Genomic DNA, 20,740 nt, shown 5'->3' on the forward strand with positions numbered 1-20,740 from the left:
CCATGACGGCGGCTACATTCCTCGGGATCCTCCTGCGCCGTTGGTACGTAGTAGCCATAGGCCTGGTGCTGGGCCTGGCTGCATTGGGCGCCATCAGATCCTCCGAGCCCGTTTTCTGGACCGAGGCAGATGTCACCTTCCTCGCCCCGGAACGGGAACCTGCCTATTGGATCTCAGGGGGCAGCGCCATGACGTTGGTGGAGTTCGCGGACATGGTCAAGCGCCGGGTCAACCAGGATTCTGCTGCCGTGGACCTGGTCCTGACGAGCGGAACACTGTACGGCGCAGGAGTCCAGCAGGGCTACTCCGTTACCTTGCCCAACAATGGTGGCCAGTGGAACAAGACCTTCAGCCAGCCCGTGCTCAAAGTGCAGGTTGTGGATTCGAGCGCGGAGAAGGTGAACCAGGTGCTGGCGAACGTCCTTGACCGGATCAACGACGCTACCGTCGCGCTGCAATCCGAAGCCAAGGTCAAAGGGGACCTCATCTCCACCCAGACCACTCCGTCCAAATCGGAGGTGGTCTTCGGCGGTGGAACTCCGGTCACGCGGCTCAAAGGAGCGGTGGTGCTCGAGGCGCTCTGCCTGGCGGTCACGTCCGTGGCCACCATCTACATTGACCGCATCATGGTCCGCCGCCGCCAGAGCAAGATGCAACCAAGGGAGGTGTCCGATGCCAAGGCCCGGGTCTGAGCGGAACACGCTGCTTGCCAACCCCACACCCCTCGAACCCGCTGAACGCAGGGACGTCTCATCGTTCGTCATCGTCTACCTGCTACTCACCTGTGCCATCCCTTCCAACCTGACACTCACCGCCTTGGGGTCCGTGGGCAGGCCCAGCACCCTGTGCGGGCTCCTGGCCTTCGCGTGGTGGTTGCTGTACCAACTGCAGCGCACCACCCCAAGCCGTGCTGGAACGCAAATGGTCCGCAACGCCATGGCCGTTTTCCTGGCCATGGCGTTGGCCAGCTACGCCCTGGCCATGCTCCACGGAGTCCCCGCACCCGAAACGAGCCCGGCCGACAGCGGCATCATCCGCCTGACGAGCTGGGCGGGCATCTTCTTGCTGATCAACGATGGCCTGGCCAGTCGCCGAACCCTGATGAAGGTCCTCCGCGCCCTGGTCCTGGTGGGAACAGGAACAGCACTGCTGGGCCTCCTGCAGTTTGCCACAGGCCAGTCGCTGGTGGACTGGATCAGCTTGCCCGGGTTCAGCGCCGCCTCGGAGCTCACCGGCGTACAGTCCAGGGGTGGCTTCGTTCGCGCGGCCGGCATGGCCAGCCACCCCCTGGAGTACGGCGTCGTCCTGGTGGCCTCCCTCCCCGTAGCCATCGCATTCGCCGTGACCGACAGGCACCGGGGATGGCTCCTCAGATGGTCACCGGCAGCGATCATCTCTGCCGCAGCCGTCCTCTCGGTGTCCCGTTCAGCGCTCACAGCCTTCGCCGTCGCTATCGTCGCCCTGGTTCCGTCATGGCCCAAAAAGATCCGACGCCGGGCGATCCTCCTGGCCGTCGTCCTGGCCGGCGCCCTGTACGTCCTGACTCCCGGCATGCTGGGTACCCTTCGCGGACTCTTCACGGTGGGAACCGAGGACCCCAGCATCAGCTCCCGCACCAGCGCCTACAGCACTGCGTTCGGGATGCTGGCCAACAACCCAATCGTCGGCCGCGGGTTCGGAACGTTCCTGCCCGATTACGTGATCGTGGATAACCAGTACCTTGGCACCCTCGTGGAACTTGGAGTCCTCGGCCTCCTGGCCTTCCTTGGGGTCATCGCCTGCGCGCTCGCCGCCACCTGGCAGGCCAGGAAACTCGCCACGGATCCCGCCGCCCAACAGCTCTCCCAAGCGGTTCTGGCCTCAGTAGCAGCAATCGCGGTCACCTTCGCCTTCTTCGATGGATTGTCCTTCGCCATGTCCGCCAGCGTCCTGTTCTTCATGCTCGGAATCTCCGGAGCGCTGTGGCGGCTGGCCCGCACGGACGCAGCCCTCGAACCCACTCCGCACTGACCACCGGGAATCGGGGAACCATGAACCGCAGGTCCGCGGCAATACTCGGAGCGCTGGCACTGCTCTGCCTCCTGGCAGGTGCCACGATCAGCGGGGGAGCACCCCTCGCGGGCACGGCGCCGCAACCTGAACCAACCCACCCGGCGGGCACTGCACTGCGCCCTGTAGACGGCGGACCGGGCTTCTACGGACAATTCCGCAACCCATTGCCTACCGATCCGGACTACTTTCCCGTGGGTGTCTGGTTCGAAAGTGCCTTGGAAAAGGACTATGTGGCCAAGGACCTCGCGGCGGGACTCAACACGTACGTCGTGCTCACACCGGACTCCGACATGGAACTCATCAAGTCCTCCGGAATGTACGCCATCCCCACCTACCCGGCCGGGACAGCCTCAGGCTTCGCGTTGGGTGACGAAGTGGACATGTGGGCCGGCGGCGGTGACGGTGCGTGGAGCGGCAAATACCCCGGGGAGGGGACCATCTGCGTTCCCGAACAAGCCAAATGCGGCTACACGGTCCAGGGCCAACTGCGCGCCGCCGCGCCACCAGGCACCATGGTCTACGCCAACTATGGCAAGGGTGTCACTTTCTGGCTGTCCGACGAACAATCACAAAAGTTCCTTCGCGAATATCAGGACGTTGTCTCGGCGGACAACTACTGGTTCACGGACCCCAACATCTGCGCCAAGACCGAAGGCGGCGCCATCAACGGCTACCTCCGGGACCTCACCCCCGCAGAATGCCGGCTCGCGGCCAATTACGGGTGGACGGTGGAGCGCATCCGCAAACTCACGGGAGGCAGCCAACCCGTATGGGCTTTCGTCGAGGCAGGCCACCCGTTCGAGGACTCACCAGCCGCTGCCACCATTACCGGTCCCCAACTGCGTGCGGCCGTATGGAGCAGCCTCATCCACGGTGCCCGCGGAATCGTGTACTTCAACCACAGCTTTGGCGGGGACTGTGTGACCCAGCACGTGCTTCGTGACTGCCCCGGAGACGTCCGGCCTGCGGTCACGGCAGTGAACCACCAGATCAAGCAGCTCGCCCCCGTGCTGAACGCGCCGTTCCTGGATGGTGCCGCCACCGCATCCGGTCCCGTGGATGTCGCGACGAAACTCCACAACGGGCAGGTCTACGTCTTCTCCGGTGCCAACACCCAGGCCGCAGGCCAGGCCACCTTCCACCTCGCCTGCGGCGGCAGCACCGCCGTCGTGATCGATGAAAACCGCACCATTCCCATCACTGACGGAACGTTCACCGACAGTTTCGCCGACGGCAACGCGGTCCACCTCTACCGCATTGAAGGAGGCACCAGCTGCGGCTGGTGACTTAGCGGCTGCTGTTGTCCCTCTCCCAGGCCAACGCCGGGGTGCCCGGGCGTAGTGCACGACGGCGGCCCGCACCTGCGAAGGCCGCATACACCAACGCGTCGAAGGCCGTCAGCGGACCACGGACCGATTCCACCAACTGCCGCAGCGTCCTGGAAGCCGAGGCATCACCGGAAACCGCATCCTGCTGGGCGTTACCCCGGGACGTACGCCGCAGGACGGCCATCAAGGCAGACGGGGAACGGGGGGTCCGAACCACCACCGGTTCCGTGTCCAGGACGGCCTTCTCCTCTGCCGTGAACAACCTGTCAACGTAGTAGTCGTCGCCACTCAGCGGCGGAAAGGTCCCCAAGCGGGCGTGTCCCGCCTCGCTGAGGGCATAAGCCCCCGCACCCCACAAGCCCTCCGAGTTCCCGGGGATCCTGGTCCTGGCCCGGTAATAGGCGCGGACAAGGAACGTTGCACCCGTGGTGTCGTACCGGTAGGCGGGGCGCCCGGCAAGGAGACTACCCTCCGTCAGCGCCGAGAACACCGCAGACAGGGCACCGGCCGTCACTTCTATGTCGGCATCCAGGTACAGCCGTGGCCACAGCTGCGCAGCCTCATCAGCGGCATTCAATGCCGCCACCTTCGAAGCTGCCTCCACCTCGATGACACGCACGCCGTCATAGGCCGCCGCAATGGCCTCCGTCCCATCCGAACACCCATTGCAGGCAACAATCACCTCCACGGTGCCCCATGCCAGCACCTCGCGCAACGAATCCAGCGTCCGCCCGATCACCGCGGCCTCATTGTGCGCCGGAATAACCACCGAGCCCACCGGGCGAACAACCGGTCCCGGTTCCGGGTAGGCTCCCGCATGGGGCAAGGAAGCCCAACGCCTGCGGCTCAGCAACGCCACAGCGGCCTCCCGGTGACCGGGTTTCCCGAGGCGCGCAATCTCCGAGCCCAGCACCGCCAGCCGGAAAGCCCCCGAACGCCCACGGCCCAGATGCTTCTCCGCATACCGCACCCGGTTGACCGACATCAGGGCCGACAACTGCGCAGACGAACCCGACCCGCCACGCTCGTGCCACATCCTGGCAGACGGCTCAAACCAAATCGGGAAGCCCAACTCCCTGACCCGCCGGCAAAAGTCTGTTTCCTCCGAGTAGAGGAAGAACTGTTCGTCCCACTCGCCCACGGCCTCAGCCACCCTCGCATCGATCAGCAAGGCCGCACCCGTTGCCCACTCCACAGCGTGGGCATACTTGTAGCTCTCTGCATCAAAGTCCATCTCGGACAACCATCCGGGCCGTCCGGGCAGACGGCTTCCCATGGCCGCGTCACCCAGCGCTCGCAGGATGCTGGGTTCGCGCCGCAAAGAGGGATAGACGCTACCGTCGTCATCGAGGAGAACAGGTACCACCGCACCGGCGCCCGATGCCGCCATGCGGCGCCGCAGCGCAGCCACCGCGCCCCGTTCCACGCGCAGGTCAGGGTTGAGAATGAGGAAGGCACCAGCCGGACCAGCGGCCCGGAGCCCCACGTTGATTCCACCGGCATACCCCAGGTTGCCGCCCGTGCTCTTGGCAATCACATCTGGATGGTCCGCCAGGGCTGCCATGGTGTCGCCGTTCGGTGAGTTGTCCGCCACCACTACCTTGAGCGTCTGGGTTGCCGTTTCGGCCCGGAGGCTTTCGATGAGCGGGCCAATATCATCGGCGTTGTTGTAGGTCACCACCACGACGGCGATGTCCGCTTGGTCTTCCGCCGAAGCGAAGGTGCCCGGCGCCTGGAGTGGCGCGTGCGCAGGTTGTCCCACGGCGCGGGTCATCCCGGACGCGGCGGACAGTCCGCTGTCCCGCCGCAGGTGGAGGTAGGCCTCGGGGCCGTCCACGAGGTAGCGGTGGGCCAGCCGGCGGGGCTCGAGCATGAGGCGCCATGCCCATTCGAAGCCATGTCCGGCCACCCAGGCCGGTGCCCTCGTGATGCGGCCGGCAAGGAAGTCCACCACGGCACCGAACGCCAGAAGGACCTTGGCTCCTGTCAGGTGGCCGTACTCGGTGATCCACAGTTCCTGGCGCGGTTTGCCCAAACCCACCACCAGGAGGTCTGCGTCGCTGGCAGCTATCTCACCGGCCAGTCGCCTCGATGCCTCCGGATCGCTGATCTCGGACCGGTCCGGCGCCCACCAGCCAGCGATGGCCAGTCCCGGACGATCCGCGGCGAACCGCTGGCGGATCAGCTGCTGGGCCTGCCCGGACCCACCGAGGAAGCCCACGCGCAATCCGCGTCTCTCTGCTTCGTCGAGGAGGGGTCCCACCAGGTCGCTGCCCGCCAGCCGTGGCCACGGCTTGCCGGTGAGGCGCTCCGCTTCCACGGCAAGGGGAGCGCCATCGATGAGGGTGAGCCACTCAACCGCGGGGCCGGCCATCGTTCCTGCCCAACGGCTTCCCGTGCCGAAGTGCCGGATGTGGTCCAGGTTCGCCGAGCACACACCGAGGGGCGGTGTTCCCAGGTGTGTGGCGCGGTCCATGATGAAGCGGACGGCCTCCGGGAACTCCATGAGCCGGACCGAGGAGCCGCCGAGACAAAGCTCCTTGGCTTGGGCCGCCTGTGGCGCTGCTGGAGGGTGGTAACTCAGCCGTCCGGCGAGGTCGTGGAAAAGGCCCCCGATGGGGAAGGTCTTTGACTGCAGCATTATCGGCTCTCCAGACGCAAGGTCTCGCTCGGGTCCAACTCAAGGCATGGACAATTGACCGGCGATCCCTGGCCGCTGCACTGCCTTGGATCGCCGCGGGCAACTGGTGCTGCCCGTACTTGCTTGAGTTGTCTCCCGGCCCCGTCTGATCGAGGTTGCCGTACGGCCACTGTAGGACGTTTTGTGCCGCAGGGCTAGGGTTTCAGGTCCTGCAGGTACTCCTTGAGCCGGACGTGTGCCTCCGGGGGCACGAATCCGGCCGCCTTGATCCTGCCAAGATCCAGCACGCTTCGTCGCGGACGGGCCGCCATGCCGGGTTTGGCGTACTCTTCGGCGCTCACCGGGGTCACCAGCCCGGGATCCACGCCGCTGAGGCGGTAGACGTCCCGCGCGATGTCCGCCCACGATTGCACCGGCCCGTCGTTGCTGACGTTGTACGTTCCATACGGAGCGCCGGTGCCCAGCAAGTGCCTGATCGCCGCCGCGATGTCCTCGGCAAACGTCAGGCGCCCCCACTGATCGTCGACGACGGACGGTCCTGCACCGCGTCCGGCCAGCGCGGCCATGGTGCGCACGAAGTTCTTTCCATCGCCTACCACCCAGCTGCTCCGGAGGATGTAGTGCTTCGGTGCCACAGCAGCGGCCGCATCGCCCGCGGCCTTGCTCTGCCCGTAGACGCCGAGGGGACTGGGTTGCTCGTCCTCGCCGTGGATCTCCGCCGTGCCGTCGAAGACGTAGTCGCTGGAGACGTGCACCAAGGTCAGTGAATGGTCGACGGCGGTCCTCGCCAGGTTCGACACCGCACCGGCATTGACCTGCCAGGCCGCAGTCCGGCCCGCCGGGGTTTCGGCGGCGTCGACGGCGGTGTAGGCGGCGGCGTTGATGACCGTGGCGTACTTCCGCCAATCGGCCCGGTCAAAGGAGCTGCCATCCGTGACATCAAAGTCCGCCCGGTCAAAGAAGTCCACGGTGTCCAGATGCGCGAAGACCTTCCGCAAGGCGGACCCCAGTTGGCCGTTGGCGCCCAGAACCATGGTCCGGAGCGGCTTCATGGGAGCAACCTGGGCCAAGGATGGGTGCTGTTGGTCCTGGGTGGACATGGTGGCTTCGGCCAAGGGGATCGGCCACGGCACAGCAGCGGTGGCGTCGGCCAGGTTCAGGAACGTGTAGTCGGCCTGGGCTTCGGAGCTCCAGTGGTCGTTGACCAGATACGTGTACGCCGTGTTGTCGTCAAGGGTTTGGAAGGCGTTGCCCACGCCCCGCGGGACGAAGACGGCCTCGCCGGGACCCATTTCGGTGAAAAACACCGTGCCGAATCCCGGACCGCTCCTCAGGTCCACCCACGCTCCGAAGATCCTGCCGGAAGCTACCGAAATGAACTTGTCCCACGGCTCGGCATGGATTCCCCGCGTCGTACCGCGTCGGGCATTGAATGAGATGTTGTTTTGCACGGGCCCGAAGTCGGGCAGGCCCAGGGCGCCCATTGTCCTGCGGTTCCAGTTCTCCTTGAACCAGCCTCTTTCGTCTGCGTGCACCGGCAGGTCGAAGAGCAGTAAACCGCGGATCGGGGTGGACCGGGACGTCAACTCTTTGGGTGTCGGCATCGGCGCTAGTGACCTTGCCCTGCGTACTTCACTTCAGTTTCGGCTTTTTGCGGCCGCCACCAGTCCTCGTTCTCCTGGTACCACTGCACTGTAGCCGCCAGTCCGGCGTCGAAATCTTCGAACAGCGGCCGCCACCCGAGCTCGCGTCGCAACTTGGTGGAGTCTATGGCGTAGCGCAGGTCGTGGCCTGGGCGGTCCGTGACGAGGTCGTAGGCATCGGATGGTTGGCCCATCAGGTGGAGCAGTTTCTCCACCACCGTGCGGTTGGACTGTTCCCCGTCGGCGCCGATCAAGTACGTCTCACCAATGCGGCCGCGTTCCAGGATGGCCGCCACCGCCGAGGAATGGTCTTCCACATGGATCCAGTCCCGGACATTCAGGCCTTGTCCGTAGAGCCGTGGCCGGTGTCCATCCAGGAGATTCGTGATCTGGCGGGGAATGAATTTCTCCACGTGCTGGTATGGCCCGTAATTGTTGGAGCAATTGCTGATGGTGGCCTGCAACCCGAAAGAACGGACCCAGGCCCGCACCAGCAGGTCCGAACCGGCTTTCGTTGCGGAGTAGGGGCTCGTGGGCCGGTACACCGAATGCTCGGTGAAACGGGTGGGCTCATCCAGGGCGAGGTCTCCATATACCTCATCGGTTGAGATGTGATGGAATCGCGTCCCGTGCTTCCGGGCAGCCTCAATGAGGGTGTAGGTCCCCAAGAGATTGGTGTCCATGAATGGCCTGGGATCCTGCAGGGAATTGTCATTGTGGGATTCCGCCGCGAAATGCACCACCGCATCAACACTGGCCGTAAGCCGGTCAACAAGCACGGAGTCGCAAATATCGCCCTTGATGAATTCGAATCTTTCCGGTGGCAGCCCGGCCAGGGATGATTCATTTCCCGCATAGGTCAATTTGTCCAGGACAGTGACATGAACGCTGCCGTGTTCCATGATGTAGTGGACAAAGTTGCATCCGATGAATCCGGCCCCGCCGGTGACAAGGATTCTCTGCATGGCGATAGCGTAACCGCCAGCACCGGTCACGGGCAGGGGAGAGGAGCGCAAAATGCGCGGAATTATTCTGGCAGGTGGAACGGGCTCACGGCTTCATCCCATCACGCTCGGAATCAGCAAACAATTGGTTCCGGTGTTTGACAAGCCCATGATCTACTACCCGCTCTGCACCCTCATGCTGGCGGGAATCCGCGACATCCTGGTGATCACCACCCCCAAGGACGCCCCCCAATTCGAGAACCTCCTGGGCGATGGCTCCCACTTCGGCATTTCCCTCACGTACGCCCAGCAGCCCACCCCGGACGGCCTGGCACAGGCCTTCATCCTGGGCGAGGAACACATCGGCGGCGGCAAGGTGGCGCTCATCCTCGGGGACAACATCTTCAACGGTCCCGGCATGGGTGCCCAGCTCCGGCATTACAACGACGTCGACGGCGGCGCCATCTTCGGCTACTGGGTCAAGGACCCGACGGCGTACGGCGTGGTGGAGTTCGACGACGACGGCCTCGCCATCTCGATCGAGGAAAAGCCCGCGCATCCAAAGAGCAACTACGCCGTACCGGGACTCTACTTCTACGACAACGACGTCGTTTCCATGGCCAAGGACCTGGCGCCCTCGCCCCGTGGCGAACTGGAGATCACGGACATCAACAGGAAGTACATGGAGCTTGGCAAACTCCACGTCCAGAAGTTCCCACGCGGCACCGCGTGGCTGGATACCGGTACCTTCGGCGACCTTAATGACGCCTCGAACTATGTCCGCACCACGGAAAACCGGCAGGGGCTGAAAATCGGCGCGCCGGAAGAAGTGGCATGGCGCATGGGCTACCTGAGCGATGACGAACTGCGCCGGCAGGCGGCCAAACTGGCCAAGAGCGGCTACGGGAGCTATCTCCTGGACATCCTGGACAGGCGCTAGGAAACGTCTTCCAGGGCCCGCGAAATTTCCGCCGGCAGGACACCCAGTTGCGCGTCGAGGAGTTCCTTGAGCTGGACTGCGTTGCGCGGTCCGACGATGGCGGTAGAGACGCCCGGGCGGGAGAGCAGCCAGCTCAGTGACACATCCAGCGGCGAGCGTCCCAGACCCCGCGCTGCCATGGCCACGGCTTCCACCACCCGGGAGGCCTGAGGGTCAAGGTACCTTTCCACGTACGCGGTCAACCGGCCCTGGGCTGCCCGTGAATCCGTGGGGATCTGTCCGCGGTACTTGCCGCTCAGCACTCCGCGGCCCAGTGGAGCCCAGGCCATGAGTCCCAAGCCGGCATCTTCAATGGCCGGGACAAGTTCATCTTCCGGCCGGCGCTGGAGGAGCGAGTACTCGGATTGGTTGGCCACGAGGGTGAAGCCGGCAATCGCCGCAGCTTTGGCTGTTTGCCAGCCGTTGTAGTTCGAAATTCCCACATAGCGTGCCCGACCGGTCCGCTGGGCCAGTTCCAGCGCGGACAGGGTCTCTTCGAGGGGAACGTTCGGATCCCACTCGTGGGCGAACCAGATGTCAATGTAATCCGTCCCGAGCCGCGCCAGGCTCGCGTCCAAAGCAGCCAGCATGGCACCCCGCGAAGCGTTGATGCTGCGACGGGATTCGGAACTGGACACGCCGGCTTTCGTGGAAAGGACCACTTCGGAACGGGCAACCACGTCTCCCAGCATGGAGCCGAGCATCGCTTCGGCCTGACCCTGGGCGTAGGACGCGGCGGTATCGATCACGGTCCCGCCGCCGTCCACGAAGGCATGCAGGAGGGCGGCGGCTTCCTGTTCGTCCGTCTCTTGTGCCCAGGACATGGTTCCAAGCGACAAAGAGGACACCCGGAACCCACTGTTTCCGACATAACGCTGCTGCATGCTGATAGCTTACGGGGAGTTCCCATACTTCATGACGTAGGGTCTATTCACGTGAACTGGATAGAAGCTGCCTTGCTGGGCCTGGTGCAGGGCCTCACCGAATTCCTCCCGATCTCTTCGAGCGCGCACCTGCGGATTGTGGGCTCGTTCCTCCCGAATGCCTCCGATCCCGGCGCCGCGTTTACGGCGATTACGCAGCTCGGTACGGAAACCGCCGTCATTGTGTATTTCTGGCGGGACATCGTCAGGATCATTCGCGCCTGGTTCGGTTCCCTGACCGGCAAAGTCGCCAGGAACAACCCCGACGCGCGGATGGGGTGGCTGGTGATCCTCGGCAGCCTGCCCATCGTCATTTTGGGCCTTTTGTTCCAGGACCAGATCGAATCCGTGTTCCGCAGCATGTGGATCGTTGCCACCATGCTGATCGTCTTCGGCATGATCCTGGCGGTGGCAGATGCCACAGGCAAACAGGAAAGGGACCTTTCCCAGCTGAGCTACAAGCACGGCATCCTGTACGGCTTCGCCCAGGCCATGGCGTTGATCCCAGGCGTCTCCCGTTCCGGGGGCACCATCACTGCCGGCCTCCTGATGGGCTACACGCGTGAGGCGGCCGCCCGCTACTCCTTCCTCCTTGCGATCCCCGCGGTGTTCGGCAGTGGCTTCTACCAGTTGTACAAGACCGTCTCCAAGGAAGGGCTCGCTGGCCCCTACGGTCTCCCCGAGACTGCCCTGGCCACCGTGATCGCCTTCGTGGTGGGCTACGTCATCATTGGCTGGTTCCTCAAGTTCGTTTCGACCAGGAGCTACCGGCTCTTCGTTTGGTACAGGATCCTGCTGGGCTTGGCGTTGTATGTCCTGCTCGGTTTCGGTGTGATAAGCGCCTAGCACTAAGGTTGACTCGTGAAATCGTGGATCTCCCGCCCTGTTCCTGAGCTGCCCGGCAGCCTGGCGTCCCTGCGCCTTTTCGATACTGCCCTGGGGCAGGTGGTGGAGGTCGGCCACAAAGCGGACCAGTCCATGTACGTGTGCGGCATCACCCCGTATGACGCTACGCACATGGGCCACGCCGCCAGCTATGTGGCCTTCGACCTCCTCAACCGTGCGTGGCGTGACGCCGGAACCACAGTGTCCTACGTCCAGAACGTGACGGACATTGACGATCCCCTCCTGGAGCGGGCCAATGCCACCGGCGTGGACTGGCGGGAGCTGGCAGCGAGCCAGATCGAGCTGTTCCACACTGACATGGACGCCCTCAATGTCCTGGCTCCGGACCACTACATCGGTGCCGTGGAGGCCATCCCGGACATTGTGCCTGCGGTCGAGCGCTTGATCGCCGACGGCGTCGCTTACCGGGTCCAGGGTGCGGATGGCGAACCTGACGGCGACGTCTATTACGACGTCGAAACGGCCGGCAAACGCTCGGACGCCACCGATGCCTGGACCCTCGGTGACGTCTCCGGTCTGGGCGAAGCGGAAATGCTGGAGCTCTTCGCCGAGCGTGGCGGCGATCCGGCCCGCCCGGGAAAGCGCCAGGCCCTTGACCCACTGCTGTGGCGCGTAGCCCGCGAGGGCGAGCCGAGCTGGCCGGGTGCCAGCCTCGGTGACGGCCGGCCCGGCTGGCACATTGAGTGTACGGTGATCGCCCAGAAGTACCTCCCGGCACCGTTCACCGTCCAGGGTGGTGGCTCAGACCTCATCTTCCCGCACCACGAAATGGGAGCCGGCCACGCCTACTCCTTGGCCCATGTTCCCCTCGCACGGCACTACGCCCACGCTGGCATGGTGGGCCTTGACGGCGAAAAAATGAGCAAGTCCAAGGGCAACCTCGTCCTCGTTTCCAAGCTTCGCGCCGCCGGCGAAGAGCCTGCGGCCATCCGCCTGGCCATCCTTGCCCACCACTACCGTTCCGATTGGTCCTGGACTGCGGAGGGGTTTGCTGAGGCCAAGCAGCGGCTGGCCACGTGGCGCGAGGCAGCCCTGAAGGCACCTGCGGCATCGGCCACGCCGCTCATTGCAGCCATGCGCACGGAGCTGGCCAACGACCTGAACGCCCCAGGTGCCATCGCCGCCGTCGACCACTGGGCACAATCGGCGCTCACCGCAGGTGCCGCCGAAGCCTCACCCGTGGACGGCGCCCTGGTGACGGACGCCCTGAACGCCTTGCTCGGCGTCGAACTCTGAACCGAAGTGCAGTAAAACGAAGCGGCCCTGACGGATATCCGTCAGGGCCGCTTCGTTGCCGGCAGCAGCTGTACCAGCGGTCCGCCTAGGGGCGTTCCTTACCCCGCCGTTTGAGATAGCGTTCGAATTCCCGGGCAATGGACTCTCCGGAGGCCTCGGGAAGGTCCGCAGTGTCCTTGGCTTCTTCGAGTTGGCGAACGTAGGCCGCGATCTCCGGATCTTCCGTGGCGAGTTCATCCACGCCGCGTTCCCAGGCCTCTGACTCTTCGGCCAGCGTGCGGCTGTCCAAGGGAACCTGCAGCAGGTCCTCGATCTTGTGGAGGATCGCCAGCTGCGCTTTGGGCGACGGTGGCTGGGCAACGTAGTGGGGGACTGCGGCCCACAGCGAAACGGTGGGTAGTCCGGCGAGCATGGCGAACTCTGCCAGCACGCCCACAATGCCCACGGGTCCCTCGTACTGGGAGGCCTCGAGGTTGAGCCGCTCGCGCAGGGAGTTGTCCTCGGTGGTGGTGCTTACGGGGATGGGGCGGCTGTGCGGAACGTCGGCCAGCAAGGCCCCGACCAGGATCACGGAGTCAACCTTGAGTGCTTCGGCGTGGACCAGCAACTCAGTGGTGTAGGCGCGCCAACGGTACGACGGTTCCGTGCCGAGGACGAACACCACGTCAACATTGCTGTCCGGTATGGAGGCCTTGTAGATCCGGGTGGACGGCCATTTCACCTTGCGGGCGCCGGACGAGGTACGCCGCACGGTGGGGCGGGTGAACTGGAAGTCGTAATACTCCTCGGCATCCACCGTGCCCACCTTCTTGCCGTCCCACAACTTGTTCACATAGTGCAAGGCGTCGCTGGCGGCCTCTCCGGCGTCGTTCCAGCCTTCAAACGCGGCGATCATTACGGTGACACGTTGGCCTTCCGCGGGTTCCTTGAGGAAACGCTCGGGCTCCGCAACGGTGTCCTGTCCTTCGGGGGTCCCGTCCACACTGTTCATCCACTCACCCTACGTCCAAGACCCGCGTGGATGCATGGCATTTCAACGGGGCGCGTCCCCGGTCTTCGCCCACAGCGCAAGCACGGCAAGGTTGGCTCCGTGTTCCACGTAGACTTGAAGCCATGCATTCCTCACCCAGCCAGCCCTTCCTCAAAGCCGTGCTCTGGGATATGGATGGCACCCTCGTGGACACCGAACCCTACTGGATTGCTGCTGAGCGTGCCCTCGTGGAGGCCCACGGCGGTTCCTGGTCCCACCAACAGGCCATGCAGCTGGTAGGCCAATCCTTGCTCCACTCGGCTGCGATTCTGCAAGCGGCAGGTGTCCGGCTCGAGGCCCGTGAAATCATTGACACCCTCAGCTCCCAGGTGATCCAGCAGGTCCGCAACGAAGTTCCCTGGCGGCCCGGGGCGCGCGAGCTCCTGGAGGATCTCCACCAGGCCGGCATCCGCTGCGCCCTGGTCACCATGTCCGAGGGCCCCTTGGCCGGCGTGGTGGTGGAAAGCCTGCCCAAGCCGTACTTCGAGTTCCTCGTCACCGGCGACACCGTGACCAACGGCAAACCCCATCCCGAGGCCTACCTGACGGCAGTCGACCGCCTGCGGCTGGACGATCCAACGCTGACCATCGATCACTGCGTGGCGCTCGAGGATTCGGTTCCGGGAGCCACCGCGGCCATGGCATCGGGAGTCGTCACCATCGGTGTTCCCCACCAAGTGCCCCTTCCGGACGATCCCCGCATGGTCCTGTGGGACACCTTGGTGGGCAGGTCCGCCGCCGACGTCTCCGGCCTCGTCCTCGACCGCTTCGCAGCAGCAAACCTGCTTGAAGGGGCCAACTAAGTGAGCAGTCCCTCCGCGCCACACCATGCCGCCACGAAGCGGGACGGCATACCCCTGGGCAAAATCGCCGGAATCCCCGTGTACCTGGCTTACTCGTGGTTCGTGATCGCCGGGTTTACGGTGATCGTTTACGGTCCTGCCGTGTTGGTTCAATTTCCTGGATTGGGTCTTGGCGCGTACTTCGTGGCCTTTGGTTACGCACTGTTGCTGGCCGTGTCCGTGTTGGTTCACGAGCTTGCGCACGCTTTGAGTGCCAAGGCGTTTAAGTGGCCAACGGAGAAGATTGTTCTCAATCTTTGGGGAGGGCACACGCAATTCCAGAACTTCACGGCATCGCCCGGGCGTGCGGTGGTGGTGGCCATGGCCGGCCCCGCGTCAAACTTCATCCTGGCCGGGACTTTGGCTCCGTTTGTGTTCGGCCATGCCTTCCACGGCGTCGTTGAGATGCTTGCGAACATTCTCATGTGGGCCAACTTCCTGATCGGCATCTTCAACGTCCTGCCCGGAACCCCGTTGGACGGGGGACGCCTCGTCGAGTCAGCCGTGTGGAAGGCCACCGGAAGCCAGGACAAGGGGACTATCGCCGCAGGGTGGTCGGGGCGTGTCATCGCGGTAGCACTGTTTCTCTGGTTCATTGCCCGGCCCTTCCTCAGCGGGGAGCGGCTGGACATCAACCTCATGTTGATCACTTTGCTGGTCTGCGGGTTCCTCTGGATGGGTGCGTCGGGTTCGATTCGGCATGCCCAACTGCGCAGCCGGCTCTACCTGGTGAGCGCCGGCGGACTGGCCGATCCCGCGGTCGGCATCCCGAACTCCGCCAGCGTCGCGGACGTGGTGGCCATGTCACCGGAAGGACGTCCCGCCGTCGTGATCTGCGGTCCGGACGGTAAGCCCCAGGGCGTGGTGGACACCAGCGCGGCCGCCGCTGTGCCGCCCTATGCGTTAGCCACGACGCCGGTCACGGCGGTGGCGCACGCCCTCGCAGCCGGTGCCTACGTGCCGGAATGGTCGAAGGGCCAGGAGCTGATCCAGTACCTGGCCAGACTGGACGGCAACGAATATGCGGTGGTGGACCACAACGGCATGGTGACCGGATTGCTCCGCCAGCAGGCGGTGGTGACGGCCATAACAGGTAAAGAAGCCCGCGGAGGCGGGCGGGCCTGACGCCTTAACCGGTAGAGTTACGTGCCGGCCCGAAAAGATCCAGACGAATTTTTGGCGCCCTCAGGGCAGCGATATATGGCGGCACAGCCGCACAGGAGTGAGGAACACCAGATGAGCAGCGAAACCGCCGCGGAAACGGCCACCACCGTCACCGGCGCGAGCCCGGCGGCCCAACCAACCGGCGCTGCGCGGCGCCGTGGGCCCTTCCGCGTCGGCGAACGCGTCCAGCTCACGGACGAGCGTGGCCGCATGAATACCATCACGCTCGAGGTGGGCGGCGCCTTCCACACGCACCGTGGATTCCTGAACCACGATGAAATCATCGGCAAGGTGGACGGCTCGGTGGTCAGCAACAACATCGGCCAGCAGTACCAAACGCTGCGCCCGCTGCTTTCGGACTTCGTTCTTTCCATGCCGCGCGGGGCTGCCGTCGTGTACCCCAAGGACGCAGCCCAGATTGTCACCATGGCGGATATCTTCCCTGGTGCCCGCGTGGTGGAAGCCGGCGTCGGCTCCGGTGCCCTCTCGATCTCCCTGCTGCGGGCCGTCGGCGACGGCGGCTACCTCCACTCGTTTGAACGTCGCGAAGAATTTGCCGACATTGCCCGCGGAAACGTGGAGACCATCTTCGGCGGGCCGCACCCCGCGTGGCAGATCTCCCTGGGTGACTTCCAGGACGAAGTGGTCAAGGCTGAGGCCCCGGGGTCGGTGGACCGGGTTGTCCTGGACATGCTGGCGCCGTGGGAATGCCTCGATGCCGTGGCAACCGTCCTGGCACCGGGCGGCGTCTGGATCAACTACGTGGCCACCGTGACCCAGTTGTCCCGGACCGCGGAGGCCATCAGGGCCGACGGCCGCTTTACTGAGCCGGACGCCTGGGAATCCATGGTCCGCGGCTGGCACCTTGAGGGACTGGCTGTCCGCCCCGACCACCGCATGGTGGCCCACACCGGTTTCCTCCTGGTGACCCGGCGTCTGGCCGACGGCGTCCAAGGCATTTCCGTGAAGCGCCGCCCGTCCAAGACCGAGTTCAGCGAAGAGGACTTGAACGCCTGGACGCCCGGTGCCGTGGGGGAGCGTTCCGTCTCGGACAAGAAGCTTCGCCGTGCGGCCCGTGACGCAATCGCCGGCACCAACGTCCAGGACGATCCGCCGGTCACAAACTGACAAAGGTCACAATAGGGTCCGCATTCCGGATGTCTCCCAGCACCCTGAGCTTTTCGGGACTAAGGTCTTCTTAAGCGCAGGAAGGGGCTGATGAATCGTGGATACGTCGAACAACGACATTGGACGGCCGACGCCGGAAGAAGCAAACGCAGCAGCGGAAGAGGCTGCCCGCCGAAGGCTTGCCGCCATCCAACCGCCTGACCCTTCGAGTGAACTTACCGTGGCCGAACGGCAGATCAACATCCTTCGGGACAAACTCCGCCATATCGACCGCCAGTTGGCCGCTGCCACGCAGAACAACACCAAGCTCGTCACCATGCTGGAAACGGCCAAGGCCGAGATTCTCCGGCTGAAGGGCGCGTTGGAGCAGGAGGGGCAGCCACCGTACAGCTTTGGCACGGTGGTCCAGATCAATCCGCGCAGGCAGCCAACGGCAGGCAATTCGGGTCAGGCCGCCACAGAAGAATCCGTGGATATCTTCAATGCCGGCCGGAAGATGCGCGTAGGCATCAGCCCCTTGGTTAACGTCAACCAGCTGGCCGTGGGCCAGGAAGTCCTCCTCAATGAGGCACTCCTGGTGGTCGCTGGCCTGGGATATGAGCGCGCCGGGGAACTGGTGACACTGAAGGAACTCCTTGGCCAGGACCGTGCCTTGGTGGTGGGCCGCGCAGACGAAGAGCGGGTGGTCCGTCTCTCCGGTGCCCTGCAGAACGTGCACCTCAAGGTCGGCGACGCGCTCTCGCTTGATTCGCGGACCGGTTACGCGTTGGAGAAGGTGCCACGTGCCGAGGTGGAAAACCTGGTCCTTGAGGAAGTTCCGGACATCACGTACCAGGACATCGGTGGCCTGGGCCCGCAGATAGAGCAGATCCGCGACGCCGTGGAGCTGCCGTTCCTGCACCCGGACCTGTACCGCGAACACGGCTTGAAGGCTCCGAAGGGCATCCTTCTTTACGGTCCTCCGGGTTGCGGCAAGACCCTCATTGCCAAGGCCGTTGCCAATTCCCTGGCCGCACGCGCAGCCGAGCGCGCAGGGAATACGGACCTCAAGAGCTACTTCCTGAACATCAAGGGCCCCGAACTGCTGGACAAGTACGTCGGCGAGACGGAGCGGCACATCCGCCTCATCTTCTCACGGGCCCGCGAAAAAGCCTCGGATGGCAGCCCGGTAGTGGTGTTCTTCGACGAGATGGACTCGCTGTTCCGCACCCGCGGCACCGGGGTGTCCTCCGACGTCGAAACCACCATCGTGCCCCAGCTCCTGAGCGAGATCGACGGCGTGGAGCGGCTGGACAATGTCATCGTCATCGGTGCATCCAACCGTGAGGACATGATCGACCCCGCCATCCTGCGGCCAGGCCGCCTGGACGTCAAGGTCAAGATCCAGCGGCCGGACGCCGAAGCTGCGGCAGACATCTTCGGCAAGTACATCACCACGGACCTGCCGTTCCATGCCCAGGACCTCGCGGAGTACGGCGGCGATGTCCAGGCCACCGTGGACGCCATGATCCAGCGCACCGTGGAGGCCATGTACTCCACGGAGAAATCCAACGAGTACTTGGAAGTCACCTACGCCAACGGCGATACGGAAATGCTCTACTTCAAGGACTTCAATTCAGGTGCCGTGGTCCAGAACGTGGTTGACCGGGCCAAGAAGTACGCCATCAAGGACCTCCTGACCAACCACCAGAAGGGCCTGCGCATCGACCATCTGCTCCGGGCCGTCGTCGACGAGTTCCGCGAGCACGAGGACATGCCCAACACCACCAACCCGGACGACTGGGCCCGAATCTCGGGCAAGAAGGGTGAAAGGATCACCTACATCCGCACCATCGTGCAGGGCAAGGCAGGCCAGGAGCCTGGCAAGTCCATCGAAACCACTGCCAACACGGGCCAGTACCTGTGACAGCTCGGCCCGAGGGACAAACCCAGGAGAAACTGCCTGTAGGCGGCGCCATGCGGGTGATGGGCTCGGAAACGGAATACGGCATCCATGCCCCTTCCGCCCCCGGCGCCAACGCCACCATGATGTCCGCGCGCATCATCCAGGCCTACGCCACCGCCACCCGGCAGCGTGCTGCCGGCGGCGCGGAAACGCGCTGGGACTACACGGACGAAGAACCGTTGCATGACGCCCGCGGTTGGACGCTGGAACGTTCGGCGGCCGATCCGAGCCAACTCACGGACCAGCCGCCAGTGCTCGACGCCGAGGCAGTCGCCTTGGCGTACGGGCGGCAGGAGTTGGAACTCGACGGGGCTGATGAATCCGGCTCACTCCTCATGAACATGGTGCTCGGAAACGGTGCCCGGCTCTACGTGGACCATGCACACCCCGAATACTCGAGCCCGGAGGTAACCAACCCCCGTGACGCGGTGACGTGGGATGCTGCCGGGGACCTGGTTGCCTTGGCTACGGTTCGCAAGGTTGCCGCGGACACCAGCCTTCCCCCGATCAACCTTTACAAGAACAACACGGACAACAAGGCGGTGTCCTACGGATCGCATGAGAACTACCTCATGCCGCGCTCCGTGCCGTTTGGTGACATCATCCGCGGGCTGACGCCGTTCTTCGTCTCCCGCCAGGTGGTTTGTGGTGCAGGCAGGGTTGGCCGAGGGCAGGACAGTTCCACCTCCGGCTACCAGATCAGCCAACGTGCCGATTTTTTCGAGGCCGAAGTGGGCCTGGAAACCACCATCCGGCGTCCCATCATCAACACCAGGGACGAGCCACATGCAACGGCGGACAAATACCGCCGCCTGCACGTCATCATCGGCGACGCGAACCTCAGCCAGGTGTCCAACTACCTGAAGTTCGGGACCACGGCCATGGTGCTGAGCCTGATCGAAGCGGGACAGGCACCCAGGATCGAGGTCCACGAGCCCGTCCAGGCGCTTCAGGCCATCAGCCATGACACAACGCTCACCACCTCCGTTAGGCTCCTTGACGGAAGGCACGTCACGGCGCTCGACATTCAGTGGATGTACTTCGAGGCCGCGGCAAAACTGGCGCAGGAGACGGGCGTAGCTGACTCCGTGACCGGCGACGGCCATACCTACGAGGTGCTCGAGCGGTGGGAGGCCACGCTCACTGCGCTGGGTACCGATCCTGCCTCCGCAGCGGCGTCCGTGGAGTGGGTAGCCAAGAAATCCATCCTGGAGGGCTACCGGAACCGGGACAAGCTCGAATGGGGAGATGCCCGGCTGGGCCTGGTGGATCTTCAGTGGTCCGACATCCGGCCGGAAAAGGGCCTCTACTACCGGCTTCTCTCGCGGGACCGCATGGCGCGGATCGTCGACGACGCCGCCATCACCAGGGCGGTGGGCGAACCGCCGTCGGACACCAGGGCCTACTTCCGGGGACGGTGCGTCTCGACGTTCGGCAAGGACGTGGTGGGGGCTAGTTGGGACTCCGTGATCTTCGATGTCCCGGGCCTTGGCAAACTGCAGCGTGTCCCTACCCGGGAACCCCTCCGCGGCACCCAGGCCCTCACGGGTGGGCTGTTCGAAAGGCACAGTGAAGCAGGTTCTTTCCTGGCCGAATTGCTGGGACAAACACCCCTGCCGCCCAAGGCCTAGGACACCGCCCGGCACGGCAAAAATGGTGGTCCGGCAAAGCCGGGCACGGCAGCCCGCAGCGTGGCAGTATGGCAGTAGGAAGTCCCCATATGGGGGACTGACAGTAGGGAGAAAGAAAATGGCAGGTCAGGAGCAACAGCAACCGCAGTCGCGGGACACCGAGGCCGAGGTAGACGTACCGGAGGCCCCGCCTGCGGCGCCCGAAGCCCAGGCTTCGGACGCTACCCAGGGCGTGGACGACCTCCTCGACGAAATTGACGGCGTGCTCGAATCGAACGCCGAAGAGTTCGTCAGGGCATTCGTCCAAAAGGGCGGCCAGTAACCGGTCCCGGACACAGGATGTAGAGC

General features: G+C 64.5%; 17 protein-coding genes. 12 read left to right on the forward strand and 5 right to left on the reverse strand.

Features of this window, described 5'->3' with window-relative positions; translation table 11 throughout:
• Nucleotides 1-2: 2 nt before the first annotated feature.
• From ACIPY3_RS08410 to ACIPY3_RS08420, 3 genes are read left to right on the forward strand one after another with little or no spacing between them, the layout of a single operon-like run.
• The gene (locus ACIPY3_RS08410; protein WP_400332439.1) at nt 3-692 is read left to right on the forward strand and encodes a hypothetical protein; all 690 of its coding nucleotides are present in this window, start codon (nt 3-5) and stop codon (nt 690-692) included.
• Nucleotides 673-2,010 (forward strand): O-antigen ligase family protein, encoded by a 1,338-nt coding sequence (locus tag ACIPY3_RS08415; protein ID WP_400332443.1) that lies wholly within the window; start codon nt 673-675, stop codon nt 2,008-2,010. The genes ACIPY3_RS08410 and ACIPY3_RS08415 overlap by 20 nt, the downstream gene beginning before the upstream one ends.
• 20 nt (nt 2,011-2,030) lie before the next feature.
• On the forward strand, nt 2,031-3,338 hold the full coding sequence (locus ACIPY3_RS08420) for a hypothetical protein (RefSeq protein ID WP_400332446.1): 1,308 nt from the start codon (nt 2,031-2,033) through the stop codon (nt 3,336-3,338).
• A gap of 1 nt (nt 3,339) precedes the next feature.
• Here ACIPY3_RS08420 and ACIPY3_RS08425 read toward each other — a convergent pair whose 3' ends face one another.
• The 3 genes from ACIPY3_RS08425 to rfbB all read right to left on the reverse strand — a co-directional run bounded on the left by ACIPY3_RS08425 (nt 3,340) and on the right by rfbB (nt 8,629).
• Nucleotides 3,340-6,021, reverse strand: a complete 2,682-nt coding sequence (locus tag ACIPY3_RS08425; RefSeq protein ID WP_400332449.1) for a WecB/TagA/CpsF family glycosyltransferase — start codon at nt 6,019-6,021, stop codon at nt 3,340-3,342.
• Nucleotides 6,022-6,215: 194 nt separating this feature from the next.
• Nucleotides 6,216-7,625, reverse strand: coding sequence for a sugar nucleotide-binding protein (locus ACIPY3_RS08430; RefSeq protein ID WP_400332452.1), 1,410 nt, complete (start codon nt 7,623-7,625; stop codon nt 6,216-6,218).
• Between the two features lie 5 nt (nt 7,626-7,630).
• Nucleotides 7,631-8,629, reverse strand: a complete 999-nt coding sequence (gene rfbB / locus ACIPY3_RS08435; RefSeq protein WP_400332454.1) for a dTDP-glucose 4,6-dehydratase — start codon at nt 8,627-8,629, stop codon at nt 7,631-7,633.
• A gap of 52 nt (nt 8,630-8,681) precedes the next feature.
• On the opposite strand from rfbB, the gene rfbA reads away from it, so the two are divergent.
• On the forward strand, nt 8,682-9,548 hold the full coding sequence (gene rfbA / locus ACIPY3_RS08440) for a glucose-1-phosphate thymidylyltransferase RfbA (protein WP_400332457.1): 867 nt from the start codon (nt 8,682-8,684) through the stop codon (nt 9,546-9,548).
• On the opposite strand, the gene ACIPY3_RS08445 is transcribed toward rfbA, so the two are convergent.
• Entirely contained in the window at nt 9,545-10,471 is a 927-nt protein-coding gene (locus ACIPY3_RS08445; RefSeq protein ID WP_397321849.1) for an aldo/keto reductase, read from the reverse strand. The two genes, rfbA and ACIPY3_RS08445, sit on opposite strands and share 4 nt — an antisense overlap.
• Nucleotides 10,472-10,522: 51 nt before the next feature.
• Between ACIPY3_RS08445 and ACIPY3_RS08450 the strand changes: the two genes are divergently transcribed.
• Nucleotides 10,523-11,356 carry an undecaprenyl-diphosphate phosphatase gene (locus tag ACIPY3_RS08450; protein ID WP_400332460.1) on the forward strand — a complete coding sequence of 278 codons (834 nt, stop codon included), beginning with the start codon at nt 10,523-10,525 and terminating at the stop codon, nt 11,354-11,356.
• Nucleotides 11,357-11,371: 15 nt separating this feature from the next.
• Entirely contained in the window at nt 11,372-12,652 is a 1,281-nt protein-coding gene (gene mshC / locus ACIPY3_RS08455; protein WP_400332462.1) for a cysteine--1-D-myo-inosityl 2-amino-2-deoxy-alpha-D-glucopyranoside ligase, read from the forward strand.
• An 85-nt stretch (nt 12,653-12,737) separates the two neighbouring features.
• On the opposite strand, the gene ACIPY3_RS08460 is transcribed toward mshC, so the two are convergent.
• Nucleotides 12,738-13,643: a PAC2 family protein gene (locus ACIPY3_RS08460; protein WP_400332464.1), complete on the reverse strand. Its 906-nt coding sequence runs from the start codon at nt 13,641-13,643 to the stop codon at nt 12,738-12,740.
• A 122-nt stretch (nt 13,644-13,765) separates the two neighbouring features.
• Between ACIPY3_RS08460 and ACIPY3_RS08465 the strand changes: the two genes are divergently transcribed.
• From ACIPY3_RS08465 to ACIPY3_RS08490, 6 genes are all read left to right on the forward strand, one after another.
• Complete coding sequence (locus tag ACIPY3_RS08465) at nt 13,766-14,485, forward strand: HAD family hydrolase (protein WP_400332467.1); 720 nt, start codon at nt 13,766-13,768, stop codon at nt 14,483-14,485.
• Nucleotides 14,486-15,649 carry a site-2 protease family protein gene (locus ACIPY3_RS08470; protein WP_400332470.1) on the forward strand — a complete coding sequence of 388 codons (1,164 nt, stop codon included), beginning with the start codon at nt 14,486-14,488 and terminating at the stop codon, nt 15,647-15,649.
• A 111-nt stretch (nt 15,650-15,760) separates the two neighbouring features.
• On the forward strand, nt 15,761-16,816 hold the full coding sequence (locus tag ACIPY3_RS08475; protein ID WP_400332472.1) for a tRNA (adenine-N1)-methyltransferase: 1,056 nt from the start codon (nt 15,761-15,763) through the stop codon (nt 16,814-16,816).
• A 97-nt stretch (nt 16,817-16,913) separates the two neighbouring features.
• The gene (arc, locus tag ACIPY3_RS08480; protein ID WP_400332475.1) at nt 16,914-18,722 is read left to right on the forward strand and encodes a proteasome ATPase; all 1,809 of its coding nucleotides are present in this window, start codon (nt 16,914-16,916) and stop codon (nt 18,720-18,722) included.
• On the forward strand, nt 18,719-20,392 hold the full coding sequence (gene dop / locus ACIPY3_RS08485; protein WP_400332478.1) for a depupylase/deamidase Dop: 1,674 nt from the start codon (nt 18,719-18,721) through the stop codon (nt 20,390-20,392). Before arc ends, dop begins: the two co-directional genes overlap by 4 nt.
• A gap of 118 nt (nt 20,393-20,510) precedes the next feature.
• Nucleotides 20,511-20,714, forward strand: coding sequence for a ubiquitin-like protein Pup (locus tag ACIPY3_RS08490; protein ID WP_400332481.1), 204 nt, complete (start codon nt 20,511-20,513; stop codon nt 20,712-20,714).
• Nucleotides 20,715-20,740 lie beyond the last annotated feature (26 nt).

This window comes from Paenarthrobacter sp. NPDC089714, from assembly GCF_044748905.1.
Classification (GTDB): Bacteria; Actinomycetota; Actinomycetes; order Actinomycetales; family Micrococcaceae; genus Arthrobacter.

Coding starts and splice junctions, on each gene's coding strand:
- ACIPY3_RS08410 (WP_400332439.1), top strand. CDS start 3: ATGACGGCGGCTACATTCCTCGGGATCCTCCTGCGCCGTTGGTACGTA.
- ACIPY3_RS08415 (WP_400332443.1), top strand. CDS start 673: ATGCCAAGGCCCGGGTCTGAGCGGAACACGCTGCTTGCCAACCCCACA.
- ACIPY3_RS08420 (WP_400332446.1), top strand. CDS start 2,031: ATGAACCGCAGGTCCGCGGCAATACTCGGAGCGCTGGCACTGCTCTGC.
- ACIPY3_RS08425 (WP_400332449.1), bottom strand. CDS start 6,021: ATGCTGCAGTCAAAGACCTTCCCCATCGGGGGCCTTTTCCACGACCTC.
- ACIPY3_RS08430 (WP_400332452.1), bottom strand. CDS start 7,625: ATGCCGACACCCAAAGAGTTGACGTCCCGGTCCACCCCGATCCGCGGT.
- rfbB (WP_400332454.1), bottom strand. CDS start 8,629: ATGCAGAGAATCCTTGTCACCGGCGGGGCCGGATTCATCGGATGCAAC.
- rfbA (WP_400332457.1), top strand. CDS start 8,682: ATGCGCGGAATTATTCTGGCAGGTGGAACGGGCTCACGGCTTCATCCC.
- ACIPY3_RS08445 (WP_397321849.1), bottom strand. CDS start 10,471: ATGCAGCAGCGTTATGTCGGAAACAGTGGGTTCCGGGTGTCCTCTTTG.
- ACIPY3_RS08460 (WP_400332464.1), bottom strand. CDS start 13,643: ATGAACAGTGTGGACGGGACCCCCGAAGGACAGGACACCGTTGCGGAG.
- ACIPY3_RS08465 (WP_400332467.1), top strand. CDS start 13,766: ATGCATTCCTCACCCAGCCAGCCCTTCCTCAAAGCCGTGCTCTGGGAT.
- ACIPY3_RS08475 (WP_400332472.1), top strand. CDS start 15,761: ATGAGCAGCGAAACCGCCGCGGAAACGGCCACCACCGTCACCGGCGCG.
- ACIPY3_RS08490 (WP_400332481.1), top strand. CDS start 20,511: ATGGCAGGTCAGGAGCAACAGCAACCGCAGTCGCGGGACACCGAGGCC.